Source organism: Pseudomonas iridis, from assembly GCF_017980685.1.
In the GTDB taxonomy this organism is placed as follows: Bacteria; Pseudomonadota; Gammaproteobacteria; order Pseudomonadales; family Pseudomonadaceae; genus Aquipseudomonas; species Aquipseudomonas iridis.
Genome location: NZ_JACXXO010000026.1, coordinates 1 through 13,730, shown reverse-complemented (window position 1 = coordinate 13,730; position 13,730 = coordinate 1). Strand labels below are relative to the sequence as shown.

11 protein-coding genes are annotated in these 13,730 nt (G+C 58.0%); 2 read left to right on the top strand and 9 right to left on the bottom strand.

Annotated features, from left to right (window positions below; all coding sequences use genetic code 11):
* Positions 1-4: 4 nt before the first annotated feature.
* Both recG and IEQ42_RS26070 read left to right on the top strand, forming a co-directional pair.
* Positions 5-2,080 (top strand): ATP-dependent DNA helicase RecG, encoded by a 2,076-nt coding sequence (gene recG, locus IEQ42_RS26075; RefSeq protein ID WP_047304172.1) that lies wholly within the window; start codon positions 5-7, stop codon positions 2,078-2,080.
* A gap of 79 nt (positions 2,081-2,159) precedes the next feature.
* On the top strand, positions 2,160-3,560 hold the full coding sequence (locus tag IEQ42_RS26070; RefSeq protein ID WP_210706027.1) for an aminoacyl-tRNA deacylase and HDOD domain-containing protein: 1,401 nt from the start codon (positions 2,160-2,162) through the stop codon (positions 3,558-3,560).
* 65 nt (positions 3,561-3,625) lie between these two features.
* Here the strand turns inward: IEQ42_RS26070 and IEQ42_RS27570 are convergent, their stop codons facing one another.
* The 9 genes from IEQ42_RS27570 to IEQ42_RS27430 form a co-directional block, all read right to left on the bottom strand.
* The gene (locus IEQ42_RS27570) at positions 3,626-4,435 is read right to left on the bottom strand and encodes an NHL repeat-containing protein (protein WP_269756025.1); all 810 of its coding nucleotides are present in this window, start codon (positions 4,433-4,435) and stop codon (positions 3,626-3,628) included.
* Positions 4,436-5,144: 709 nt separating this feature from the next.
* Complete coding sequence (locus tag IEQ42_RS26060; RefSeq protein WP_210706025.1) at positions 5,145-5,531, bottom strand: SCP2 sterol-binding domain-containing protein; 387 nt, start codon at positions 5,529-5,531, stop codon at positions 5,145-5,147.
* 527 nt (positions 5,532-6,058) lie between these two features.
* Positions 6,059-6,430, bottom strand: coding sequence for a hypothetical protein (locus IEQ42_RS26055; protein WP_210706024.1), 372 nt, complete (start codon positions 6,428-6,430; stop codon positions 6,059-6,061).
* A gap of 10 nt (positions 6,431-6,440) precedes the next feature.
* Entirely contained in the window at positions 6,441-6,941 is a 501-nt protein-coding gene (locus tag IEQ42_RS26050) for a hypothetical protein (RefSeq protein ID WP_210706023.1), read from the bottom strand.
* Positions 6,942-6,985: 44 nt separating this feature from the next.
* Positions 6,986-9,436, bottom strand: coding sequence for a PEP-utilizing enzyme (locus tag IEQ42_RS26045; protein WP_210706022.1), 2,451 nt, complete (start codon positions 9,434-9,436; stop codon positions 6,986-6,988).
* Positions 9,437-9,445: 9 nt separating this feature from the next.
* Entirely contained in the window at positions 9,446-10,840 is a 1,395-nt protein-coding gene (locus IEQ42_RS26040; RefSeq protein WP_210706021.1) for a TIGR01777 family oxidoreductase, read from the bottom strand.
* A gap of 204 nt (positions 10,841-11,044) precedes the next feature.
* Positions 11,045-12,412, bottom strand: coding sequence for a lysozyme inhibitor LprI family protein (locus IEQ42_RS26035; RefSeq protein WP_210706020.1), 1,368 nt, complete (start codon positions 12,410-12,412; stop codon positions 11,045-11,047).
* A 56-nt stretch (positions 12,413-12,468) separates the two neighbouring features.
* Positions 12,469-13,134, bottom strand: a complete 666-nt coding sequence (locus IEQ42_RS27435; protein WP_228732046.1) for a hypothetical protein — start codon at positions 13,132-13,134, stop codon at positions 12,469-12,471.
* Positions 13,135-13,157: 23 nt separating this feature from the next.
* The coding region (locus IEQ42_RS27430; protein WP_414704721.1) for a lysozyme inhibitor LprI family protein at positions 13,158-13,730 on the bottom strand (573 nt) is incomplete at its 5' end.

Genomic DNA, 13,730 nt, shown 5'->3' with positions numbered 1-13,730 from the left:
CGTCATGACAGAGCTGTCGCAAGTGTCGGTGACGGCACTCAAGGGTGTCGGCGAAGCCATGGCCGAGAAATTGGCCAAGGTCGGTCTGGAGAATCTCCAGGACGTGCTGTTCCACCTGCCGCTGCGCTATCAGGATCGCACCCGCGTGGTGCCGATCGGCCACTTGCGCCCGGGACAGGATGCCGTGGTCGAAGGCACCGTCAGCGGCGCCGACGTGGTCATGGGCCGTCGTCGCAGCCTCGTTGTGCGCCTGCAGGACGGCACGGGCGGCCTGAGCTTGCGCTTCTACCATTTCAGCAACGCGCAGAAAGAAGGCCTCAAGCGCGGCACGCGCATTCGCTGCTACGGCGAAGCGCGGCCCGGCGCGTCGGGACTGGAGATCTACCACCCGGAATACCGCGCCATCACGGGCGACGAGCCGCCGCCGGTGGATGAAACCCTGACCCCGGTCTATCCGCTGACCGAAGGCCTGACCCAAGCGCGCCTGCGTCAACTGTGCATGCAGACCTTGACCCTGCTCGGCCCGACCAGCCTGCCCGACTGGCTGCCGACCGAACTGGCCCGCGACTATCAACTCGCGCCACTGGCCGATGCGATCCGCTACCTGCACAACCCGCCCGCCGATGCCGACGTCGACGAACTCGCCCTCGGTCATCACTGGGCCCAGCATCGCCTCGCCTTCGAAGAACTGCTGACGCATCAATTGTCGCAGCAACGTCTGCGCGAAAGCATGCGTTCCCTGCGCGCGCCAGCCATGCCGAAAGCGGAAAAACTGCCGCCCAAGTACCTGGCCAACCTCGGCTTCGCCCCGACCGGCGCCCAGCAACGCGTCGGCAATGAAATCGCCTACGACCTCAGTCAGCACGAACCGATGCTGCGGCTGATTCAGGGCGACGTCGGCGCGGGTAAAACCGTGGTCGCCGCCCTCGCCGCGTTGCAAGCGCTGGAGGCCGGGTATCAGGTCGCGTTGATGGCGCCGACCGAAATCCTCGCGGAACAACACTTCATCACCTTCAAGCGCTGGCTCGAACCGCTGGGCATTGAAGTCGCGTGGCTGGCCGGCAAGCTCAAAGGCAAAAATCGCGTCGCCGCGCTGGAACAAATCGCCAGCGGCACGCCGATGGTGGTGGGCACGCATGCACTGTTTCAGGAAGAGGTGAAGTTCAAGAACCTCGCGCTGGTGATCATCGACGAGCAACACCGCTTCGGCGTGCAGCAACGTCTGGCGTTGCGGCAGAAAGGCGTCGGTGGGCGCATGTGCCCGCATCAACTGATCATGACCGCGACGCCGATTCCGCGCACGTTGGCGATGAGCGCCTACGCCGACCTCGACACCTCGATCCTTGATGAACTACCGCCCGGGCGAACCCCGGTCAACACCGTGCTGGTCACTGACACTCGCCGCGTCGAAGTCATCGAACGGGTCCGTGGCGCCTGCGCCGAAGGGCGTCAAGCCTACTGGGTGTGCACGCTGATTGAAGAATCCGAAGAGCTGACCTGTCAGGCCGCCGAAACCACCTTCGAAGACCTCACTGCCGCCCTTGGCGAACTGAAAGTCGGGCTGATCCACGGCCGCATGAAACCCGTAGAGAAAGCCGCGGTGATGGCCGAATTCAAGGCTGGCAACCTGCAATTGCTGGTCGCAACCACGGTGATCGAAGTCGGCGTCGACGTTCCCAACGCCAGCCTGATGATCATCGAAAACCCGGAGCGCCTGGGTCTGGCGCAACTGCACCAATTGCGCGGCCGCGTTGGCCGAGGCAGTGCGGCCAGCCATTGCGTGCTGCTCTACCATCCGCCGCTGTCGCAGATCGGCCGCCAGCGTCTGGGCATCATGCGCGAGACCAACGACGGTTTCGTCATCGCCGAAAAAGACCTCGAACTGCGCGGCCCCGGCGAAATGCTCGGCACCCGCCAGACCGGTCTTCTGCAATTCAAAGTCGCCGACCTGATGCGCGATGCCGACTTGCTGCCCGCCGTGCGCGACGCCGCCCAAGCCTTGCTGGAACGCTGGCCGACCCACGTCAGCCCCTTGCTCGACCGGTGGCTGCGCCACGGGCAGCAATATGGCCAAGTGTGAGCACCGTCGCAGTTTCTGACAGCCTGCTCTTACAGAGCTGGTTATACTCCAGCACTTGTTTCAAAAACGGATCCAGACCATGACCGAAGCTGCTCTCGCCACCGAATCCCCGCACGCTCCGTCTGTTATCCGGCTGCTGCTGGACAAGCTCGGGATCGCCTACGAAGAAGTGCTCGACCACCACGGCCTGAATGCATCGCGCAAGGTCCAGGCCGTGTTGCTGGACGACGCTGTCGGCGCGCTGATGGTGCTATTTCCACAGAGCCAACTGCTCGATCTCAATCGCCTCGCCGAACTGACGGGCCGTCGTCTGACCGCCGTGTCGACTGAGCGCCTGCAAAAAATGCTCGGCAAACACAGCCTGAGCCTGTTGCCAGGGCTGCCGGCGCTGACCAGTTCGCCATGCCTTTACGAAGAAAGCCTGCTGCGCGAGCCGAAGTTGCTGATCAACTCCGGCGAGCCGGGCGTACTGCTGGAAATCACCAGCGAACACTTCAAGACCATGCTCACCAAGGCCAGCGCCGCCAACTTCGGCGAGAACCTGACCAGCATTCGTCCGAACCTCGACCGCCCGGATGACGACCGCAAGGAAATCACTCAGGCTGTGCAGGCGTTCACCGCGCGACGCATCCAGCAGCGACTGGAAGCGACCATCGAGATACCGCCGCTGGCCGAAACCGCACAGAAGATCATCAAGCTGCGCGTCGACCCGAATGCCACCATCGACGACATCACCGGCGTGGTCGAAACCGACCCTGCGCTGGCCGCGCAAGTAGTGAGCTGGGCGGCGTCGCCGTACTACGCCTCGCCGGGCAAGATTCGGTCTGTGGAAGACGCGATCGTCCGCGTGCTCGGGTTCGATCTGGTGATCAACCTCGCGCTGGGCCTGGCCCTCGGCAAGACATTGAGCCTGCCGAAAGACCATCCACAACAAACCACGCCGTACTGGCAGCAGTCGATCTACACCGCTGCCGTCATCGAAGGCCTGACCCGCGCCATGCCGCGCGCCCAGCGCCCGGAAGCCGGCCTGACGTATCTGGCCGGTCTGCTACACAACTTCGGCTACCTGCTGCTGGCCCACGTGTTCCCACCGCACTTCTCGTTGATCTGCCGCCACCTTGAGGTCAACCCGCACCTGTGCCACAGCTACATCGAGCAACACCTGCTGGGGATCAGCCGCGAACAGATCGGCTCGTGGCTGATGCGCTACTGGGACATGCCGGACGAACTGGCCGCCGCTCTGCGCTTCCAGCACGACCCGAGCTACGACGGCGCCTACGCCGAATACCCGAACCTCGTGTGTTTGGCCGTGCGCTTGCTGCGTAGCCGCGGGATCGGCTCCGGGCCGGATGAGGATATTCCGGATGCCCTACTCGAGCGCGTGGGTTTGACGCGCGACAAGGCCAACGATGTCGTCAGCAAGGTACTGGAAGCTGAAGTCCTGCTGCGCGAACTGGCCTCGCAGTTCAGCCAGGCATAAAAAACCCGCTCTTACTGGATCATGTCAATGAGTGAGAGCGGGCCTTCGTGTCTGTTGATCATCTATCAAGCAAGGTAGCGTGCTATCCAACCGCCCTGGGGCTCAATAGCTTGCCGGTCATTACGAAATTCACCGCAGACCACGATTCGGTCCTGTGTCGTGATGATCAAATCTCGCGCCACCTCCAGCCGATCAGGCTGATCAAAAACAACCCATCCCTGACCGTTGAATGACGTATCCAAATAGCCGGTTAGTAAGTAGCGCGCCAAGACCGCACGCGTATCGTCCAAGAGCCATGTGCCGCCACTGGTACCGGACATGATTAGCGTGTTTTCATCCTTTCCGCCAAAGGCGCAAGTCGACCACTGCTGACCGGTCTCAGGCAAAACTTTTTGAAATAACGGTTTGCCGTTGTTGAAAACCGGATGATACGAACCATCCCCTTTGAGCACCACAATCACGCCTACGCCATCGAAGTCTCCTTCACCGCGCTGGCCTCCTGCCAGAGCAATGATTCCATCCTTTTTTCTCACGGCAATATCGTAAAAAGAGAGCCTTTTTTCGGCAGACAACATCACTGTAGAGAACTGCTCGTCCCGCGTTCCATCCTCCTTGAAGCGCACCACGTAGATACCGAGTGTCCCCCCCTCATTAAAGTTGCCGTACACCACCAAACCTCCGTCCGTATGAGCTTCCACTCCACGTGCGGCGTTGTCACCCGTATCCCCCAATTCAACACTGGCCTTGCCGGTTTTGTTAAAGGTTTCGTCAAAACTGCCATCAGAATTGAGTCGCATGACCAAGCCTTTGGTTTGCTGCGTATTAAGATCAAAGCCAAAACTGACCACAGCAATCTTCCCGTCCGGCAACGCAATAACGGACCTGCCAAGTAAGCCCCCCCATGAGTGACCGATTCCACAGCTTCACCCGCACTGACATCTGCGTATGCAGCCTTACCCGTTCTCTCTAGTGTTGCAGGCAGTGAACCGAATGGGAAAGCAACTACGCCACCCTCTCCAAATCCTTCGTCGAGACAACCGTCTGATAGAAGCAGCATGACAACATAACCACGTTCGCCAGTTGTCAGCCCAGAGTAATCGTATGTAACCAACAATCGACCATCACCCAACAGGCTGGCGCTGGCATTCCACCTCAGTGATTTGTCCGGAATTGCAATCTGCACAAAACCTTGCTCGCGGTCCCCGAAGCCGGTGCCTACGTCGAGCCGCCCAGCTTCAGTTAATCGCGCCACGATGAAGCCTTGGGGATAAGCCGGGTCACTCGCCACTACAAGCAGTCTGCCGTCGGGTAACGGCACAACAGCCTCAGGTGAAATGCTGGCAAACTCAGGAAATGCCCATTCGAGTACGCCTGCATTGGCAAAAGCAGTATCCAGGGTGCCTGGTTGTAGCGTCATGATGATTACTCTCCAAATCGGTTAAGTCCCTGAACCGCTGGACCTATTCCATAAAACACCGCGACGCAAACAAAAACACCTGTCATATATGACAGGTGTTAGTGGTTTCAGGAGCCAATTTGATGACTTTCGGGGCAGGGCCATCACCCGAATGAACGCAACAACTGTCAGGCCTTGTTCGGATTCGCCTTCCTCGGCTTCAGATACTTCATCACCCCCTGAAACCACATCACCAGCGCCGGATTGCCCTTGATCTGGATCGACTTGTCCTGAATCCCCTGCATGAATGCCAATTGCTTGTTCTTCGCCTGCATCGTGGCAAAACCATAACCCGCATCTTTAAAGGCAATCGCAAACGCCGGCTCTGCCACCACGCCAGACTTGCTGGTAATCCGCTGATTCTTCACCACGAAATGCCGCGCCACTTTCCCGTCCAGCGTCTGCAGCTGAAACACCAGATCCTTATCACCCAACTGTTGCTGGAACGCAGGATTTGTCCGACTGGCCTTACCCATCAACAAACCCATCATCCACAGGAGAAAACGAAATTTCATGCGCACAGCCTCAAAAGGAAAATGAACGGCCGGGGCAGTGTAAGGGATTCGGACGATAACGCTACTATTGGCAAACGTTGCAAGAGGATGCTGTTATTTTCCTGCACGATGACTACCAAGTCACACTTCTCCTACACATATTTCTGTAGGAGCTGCCGAAGGCTGCGATCTTTTGATCTTCCACCCCGCAAACCTATGGGAAATTTCTTGCAAGCCGCCGGGCTGTTCATGAACTAAGCGGATCGATCTGATTTTCTTATCGGGGCTAAGCCATTCGGGATAGGCCTGAGTGCCAATGCCGTCATGGAAGAGCAGGAGCGTTTTTCCATTCGCTGTAAACCAGGCAGTGGCAGACTCCAGCCCGCCACGCAATCCATCGCCACCACCACGTTGCTCAGCATCTTCGTCTTCACCCCGTCCGAGGTGAGTTGCGAAACCTTGCCGATATCACGCCGAAGCACTTTGCCGCTGATGTTGATCGTTTGGTCTGAGCAGACCGGGATGAGGTGGGTTTTTCCCTTTCGCCGTTATCCGGCCTGTTTTTCCGTCAGACATTTTGCGTAGCCATCGGCGAACCTGGCGTCGAAGGATAACGCCACCGGCTCGTCCAGTTCCGCCGAGGTGTTGAGCAACACGTGCGTCGCCGGGATGTATTTGATCCAGCCAATGGTGCCGGTGCCGTCTGTGTCGAAGAACAACTGGGCTCGTACGGTTTCACCATCATCGTCGTCGATCAGCAAATTGACCTTGTCCTTGCCGACATACTGAAACGGGAAGTCGCTGCTCCTGACCATTTCGGTGAGGTAGCCGTAGCAACTCCCTTCACTGGCGCTCGCCGGCATTGCGAAAGGAAAAAGCAGAAGCGCACTGAACACGAGTCGATTGGAGAAAAGGCTCATCCCATCATCCTTAATCAAGCGGCGGCGTTTCTGCGTCTGTCATCGTCAGCAGCCGGAATTCGTTGTTCACAAACTCGTAATAGCGATCCCGGTTGACGCTTTCCAGCGAATTCCCCTGGGCATCTTCTTCACCGTCGAGGGTGATGCCGGAAATAAGGATCAAGCGGCTGTCGGGTTGGTAGAGCATGGCGAACGTGCTGCCGTCGTAAGCATTCGGCAAGCCGCCAGCGACTTCTCCGGTTTGTGCATCAAGGACTTCGGCGCAGACGGCACCGCCGCCACAACCCAACGGATTGAGGATGTAATGGCCGGCGAAGTTGACCTTGCCTTTCAAGGCCTTCGCTCGCGCACTGTCCATCACCGGATTGCTGTTTTCCTGCGGCACCAGCGCATGGTGGGGGCCGCTGAAAATTGGCGTGACGGGGTAATCCTCGAAGTCCGGGTCGGCGGCGAATGCTATTGAAGCGGTGGCCAACAACAGGCTGCCGACAAGAACCGAAAATCCTTTCACGCTGTCACTCCGTAACTGAAGGCTTACTGGCAAAGGTGATGGTTTCACTTCATATCCTTCGAATCCATCAATTCCAATTCCCCATCCCGATACACCACCTCACACCCCACCCACGCCGTATCCACTTGCGGCATCACCGCCGAAGGCTTGCGCAACTCACGCAACAACGTCGAGCCATGCGACAGCCGCCCACCCATCCGCGCAATCACTGCCCGCGCCGCTTGATAATGCGCGTGCCGCCCCGGATCGAGGGTGTCTTCGAGCAAAATATCCTCGCCCAGAATACCCCGCACCTGCCCCGGATAAATCATGAACCCGGTGGCCTGCTCCGCACCTTCTCGGCCGTCCTGCCAGAAACTGCCGTCGCGGCTTCGAACGTCAGGATGCGCCGTGAACCAGTGCTCGCGATCCGCCAGCGGCATCGCGTGATGCACGCGGAAGAAGATGCGCATCAGATTGTCGCGATACCACTCGCGCACTTGCAGGTAGTAACCGCGCAGGCCCGGCAGGCCGGTCGCGTTGGCGAGGCGGATCAGCCGTGACCATTGCGGGAATGGCTGGAGCGGCAACTCGCTCGCCGTCGGCCGAGGGGTGGCCGGATCGGTCTCCCACGGCAATCGATGCGGACTGTTTTCAAGGTTGTCGTACGCGGTCGGCGGGCGCCCGAGCCAGTCGCCGCCGCTGCTGGCCAGTGCCGTGGCGATGCACAGATTGCCTTGCACTACGAACACGTAAAACCGGGTGAACCAGTCCGCCAGTTGTTGGCCGTCGACACTTTGGGCGACGAGTTCGGCCAGCTCCTGATCGAAGCGCTGCAAGCCGCGCTCAAGCGTCAGCAGATGACCGCGAGCGACGCGTTGCATGCGCAGGAACAGCGGTAGCGAACGCAGCATTTTCAGCGGTTGCCACGGCAGATGCGGGGTCGCGCCGCCGACTTCACCGGCGTAGTTGCTGGCGCTGATGCCCCAGTCGGCGAGTCGGGCGAGGAACAGGTCGTTGTTGATGTAGGACGCGCCGCCGAACACGGCAGTGAACGGCTCGTTGTCCTGCAACACTCGCGCATCCCACCGCGCCATGATCGCCGGAATACTCGCTGCCGCGCGGCGCTGAGCGTACTCGACAAAAACGCTCGGTTGCGGTGGCAGGATCTCGGCAATGTTCGCGGCGGTGAGGTGCCGGCGCCAACCGTAATCGCTGATCGGCCGGTATTGCAGCAGCCACAGTTGCGCGCCGTCCCAGGCCCATTCGACGTCGCCGGGGACGTAGTGGAACACCCGCAACACGTCTTGCAGAAATTGCCATAGCCGCTCTTCGGTCAAGCCGTGGGATGGCGTGAACGCGCCGCTTCGCCACGCATCGCCGAGCCGCGAAAGCGTTGCTCGCGAAGGGCTGACGTGACCGTCGGCCAGCGATTCGAGATGGCCTTCAACCCATTCGAGTTCTACCGAGAGATGTCGCACGAAAGCTATCCCGGAAACCACCGGAGTGATGAAGCGCTGCACCACCACTTCCTCGACACCTTCGGCCGTCAGTTCGGCGATGCGTGTTGGCACGTTGGCGGTCGGCTCGCGCAGATAGGTGGTGCTCAAACCGGCATTCGCCGAGTCGGCCTGATCCTCGCCATAACTGGAGGAGCGCACCGCCCAGGTCACGTCGGGTTGGGCGGCGAGAAACGCAGGCAGGCGCGGATCAGCGCAATCGTTGAGCGTCAGTGCCGCCGGCACCGGTTGCCGCGCCAGTTCAGCCAGGCGCAAACGCCCGCCCTTGGTGTGCGCGATAAACCCGCGCTCGCCCGACTCCAGCCACTGCGCGAACTGCGCGGGCGCGTCGATCCACGGGTAATGCCCCCAACCGGGTTTGAGGCTGATGGTCAGATCAGCGCGGGCCAGAATCGCCGACCATGCCGCCGCTTGCTCGATGCCGAGCACAGCGTCCTGATCGCCCCAAACCAACTCGACCGGATCGCTGATCCACTCCAGCAGCGGCAACGCGGTATCGGCGCGAATCAGATCCCAGTGCGGCACAAACGCACGACAGCGCGCATAGCCGGCGCCCATGCGCTGGTACTGCGCGGGAGTCCAGGTCTGGTTGGAAAACTTGTGCGCGAACAGCGTGGGTTTGTTCGACAGCAGCCAGTGAATGGTCTTGCGAATCGGCAGCGGCGACATCAATGCCGGCAGCCGCCGCTGCCACAAAAACGCACCGACCGGCGCCAGCAAAACACTGCGGGAAAAGTGCCCGGGCCGACGTTGCAACGCATGCAGCACCAGCAACGCGTTAACCCCGACCGCCATGATCGCGCTGCCCTGCTCCGTCATCGCCAGCAACGTCTGCGCGTAGTCCGCGAGATCCTCACAGGGCGGCTGCGGATTGGCGCCGAAGCCCGGCAATTCCAGCGGCACCACGTCGTAGCGCTGAAAGTGCGGCAGCGCATCGTCCCACCAATCGGCGGCGCTGCCGTTGCCGGCCAGCAAGTACATCAAGGGCTTGCTCATGAGCGATCCTCAGGTCAGATCGCGCAGAGCGGCGTCGAGGGTTGGATAGCGGAATGTGTAGCCAGCCTCGGTCAAACGCTGCGGCACCACGCGCTGACCGTCGAAGAACAACTGCGCCATCTCCCCCGCCAATGCACGCACTGGCGCCGCCGGAATGTGGAACCACACCGGGCGTTTGAGGACCTTGCCGACGTTCTCGGCGAACGCTGCCTGACTGATCGTTTCCGGGGCGACCATGTTGTAGGTGCCGCGCAGGTTTTCATCGTGAAAGGCCCGAGCGATCACCTGAATCACATCGTCGCGATGCACCCAGCTCATGATCTGCCGACCATCGCCCATGCGCCCGCCGAAACCCAGGCGGAACGGCAGCAGCAACGGCGTCAACGCACCGCCGGGGCCGAACACCACGCCGAGGCGCATCACCACCTGACGCACGCCAAACTCGGTGGCCGGTTGCGCGGCGGCTTCCCAACGCGCGCAGAGTTCGGCCATGAAGCCGTCGCCCTTGTTGGCGTGTTCGTCGAGGTTTTCGCTGGCATCGCGCACGCCGTAGAAACCGATGGCCGAGGCCTGAATCCACAGCGCCGGTTTTTGCTTGGTGTTCTGCAACCAGGTCATCAGCGCTTCGGTGGTGCCGACTCGGCTGGCGAGCAGTTGCGTCTGACGCTTGGGAGTCCAGCGTGGGCCGGCGACAGGGGCGCCGGCGAGATTGATCACCACGTCGAAGGCGTCGTCGTGGCTGAGTTCGCTCAGGGACTGCTCGCTGCGAACGCGACCGTCGAACAGATTGGCTGCTTTCAACGGATCACGCGCCAGCACACTCACGGTGTGGCCGGCGTCGAGTAATTGATTGACCACCGCCTCGCCAATAAACCCGGTTCCGCCGGTGATCAGCACTCGTTTGTAGGCGCTGCCGGTAAACGGGTTGGACTCGTTCGGTGCTTTTTCTGGACGGGATTTTTTGCGGTCATGGCGATACAGCCAGACCAGCGGGGGCAACAGCAGCAACAGTGCAAAACCGTCGAGCCACAGATGCGACCAGACCTGTTGTTGCGCTGACAGCCACATATCCTGCGGCGCCCACAACAGGATGCCGGCGATCAACCAGCCCCACACCATCGGCGCTTTCGAGCGATTGCCGAGGTGCACCAGCGCGAGCATGTACAGCGAATAGCTTTGCAGCGTCGCGCCGAAGAGTGCGAGCCACCAGACTTGTTGTTCGTGGCCGGCGGCGGGTACTGCGTCGGCGCCCCAGAATGCCAGTTCGAGAACTTGCAGATAGCCGTCGAGTAATCCGGAATGCCCGGCCCAGGTCAGGGTAAGGCCGGCGAGAATGTGCACGATTGCGGCGGCGTATAACCAGAGCACTAGCGCTGGGCGAAGCGAGGTCGAGGGGGCTGGCATTCCGTGTCCTGAGCGCATTCCTTGGGGGTGGGGAGTTTAAAGGAAAATCGCGGTCGTCAGATGCTCAAGTATTAAACGTTCAAGCGCTGCGGATTCTGGCTCAGCGCATATGAAAACGCGTTAGCCATGATGGCGGAACGCGTTTGATCACATCGCGGTGAAAAGGCGTCGGGCGCTGTAAACGCCCTTTTTCACTTAACCGCACTAAAAGCGACTGCTGGCCACTATCGGTTCGGCCACTTCGGACTGAAGTCGCTTAATCGCATTGATGCCCGAGTCGTTACCTTTGTCGGCAGCAAGCTGATAACAGGCCAAGGCGCGAGGAGTATCTTTCTTTCCTAGATCGCCGCTTTTCCAATAATCGCCTAACGAAACGAAAGCATGGGTTGATCCCATGGTGGTAGCACGAATCAACTCTTTTTCAACGTCCAGCGGGCGCTGGCAGGGTCCTGAACCGGCCAATTCATTGCCAAAACAATAGAAGCCAGCCAACGACTCAGCACCGCTCGGTGAATCAACGGCTGCTGCTTTGAAAAGAGCCTCAACTTTGTCGTATTCCAATTGCGGGGCCATACCTGACAGACTCAGCCCGGCCGCAGCCGAACTAGATATAGGATCACCTGAAGCGGCCGCGCACAGGTAATTTTCCAAAGTCGCCTCAAAAAGTTCTCCTGTCAGTCGGTATTGCTTAAGGCCGCCCAAGCCAGCAAATCCTTGTCCGCGCTGCCAACAGAAATTCTCCGCGCGACTCATTTTCCGCGTACTGGCTACAGAAAGCTCTTTTTCAGGAATCGACCAGTCCTCAACCCCATCAAGCGTCCAGCAGGAATTCCGCGAAAAGTTGAAAATCTTGATGTTGCTGTTACCGGCGCGTTTATCCACAACGTTAACGTGGCGGTCATCCACCTTCTCGATCTCTATTCCTTCCACTTTCCCATCGGGCACAGCCACCATTAAGGGAAACGCCATATCGCGTCCCACCTCCGCAGTAACGTAAGTCACAATCCGCCCAATATCCGACGTCCCCTTTAATACCAGCAGCTTCACGGCCTGCGCAGTTAGTCGCTTCTGCGATTCGGCATTAGCGGAGAATGCTGGAAGAAACTGTGCAAAGTATTGCGTAGGGCACGAGCCACGTCTAATTGTCGGGCCACTCCCGGTATCGGACGCGATATTGTCCAAAAACACTGAACGGTCACGACTCATACTGGCGATGCAATTGTTCACCGCTGCCACATGCGCCGAAGAGCCCGGTTCCGTCTCCAACGCATCGACCTGGCAATCGGTATCGCGCAGTTTGATCCAGGCGCGCTGAGCCTCCTGAACCGTTGCCTTTTGGCTCGCCGCAAGAATTGGATCGGTCTGATATCCACCTTCGAGCCGAACCATCAATTCTTGATAGCTGGTATTCAACTGCGCATCTGCAGCAGCCTTGGCACTCACAGAACATCTTTCACTCTGGGAGTTCGTAGTGATATCGACACATGCATCTTGAGCAAATGCTGCATGCGTGAGTAACGATGAAGAAGTTATCAGCACGTAAAAAGACATACACACCATGAGCTTAGCCATAGCAAGATCCCTACACATTAAAAAGCTGAATACTGCCTATTGAAATCATGCCCTACTCATTCGGGCGCAATAGCTATCTTAAGTATGTAATCTTCGAGATACACAACAGCTTCACGACCATTCAAATCAACAGGCGTAGGATTTTTAATAACGAATCGATCACTTGCACTAACAATTTTAATTAGTGTTTTATCCACTACACTGGCACGCCAAATCGTTTCATCACCATTCTTGAAATACAAAATAGGACGCGACTTGCTCCAAATCGGGCTGAAAATATTCCAACCCACCTCGGGTCTATCGACTGGTGCAATAGTCTCGTACCCAGGAGTGTTTGGATAATAAGCTTTCAGCTCTCCAAATACCTCATCACCCTGAAATAGCAAACCACTTTTGGCATTCTCGAAAGTGTTCGACCATTGCTGAAGTAGCAAACTGGTTTCCTGCGGTTGAGTGCCTGACCCAACTTTATAAGCCATACCTCTTAGCTGGTTTCTTGCTATTTTTTCGCGATAGTAAAAGGTGCCGCCCATAATTCCAGCGTATCGCTCCCCTTCTTCATTGTCTCCTAAGTTGAACGCCCCCTGAAATCCTATGTCCTTTGCTATCGTGTACGTGATTGGCTGCACAATCGGATGCCTATCAATGTATTCATACAAACTACCTCTATAGATAGAATTAGGAACATCGTAATGCCCCTCGAATGCTACAACGTGCAACATTCCAGATATTACTTCCGCTGAAATCAAGAACGCTCAACGACATCTTTGCCATTCGGAAGGCCCGCCAGTTCAACAGTTCTCCAAGGACGACTGGATTGAGCATAAATTTTATCAGCGGGCAAAATTTTGACTTCATTTGAAGCACTGGCCCCAGGCAATGGTAACGGTGACAGAAATCCAATTTGCTCATTGTAAGCATCTTCTAGACACTCAACTGACTCACAGGTGTTGCGCACATTCTCTAGCCATTCACTTTCAAGCACTTGGAAAGTACGTTGTTTTTTTAGAGGCTTGAACACTTCACTTAACTGCTCATCCAGCTTTGACAAAGAAGGCGTATTGCAGATCTTTTTTTCAACATCCGACGAGGCTTTACTGCAATCGAAACTTGCAGATTGTGCCAACGAACTAAATGCCACTAACGAGCAAAAAATAATTTTAATATGCAAAAGAGTTTTTCTCATGACCCCTAGGGAAACTCTGAAAAAGGCTTCCAGATTTGGTGAAATACCCGCCTCACAGGAATCGAACGGTTGAGTCCCGATGAAACAGATGTCCTTCGCCGATGCTGAGTACGCCGGCAAACGTAAGCAGAC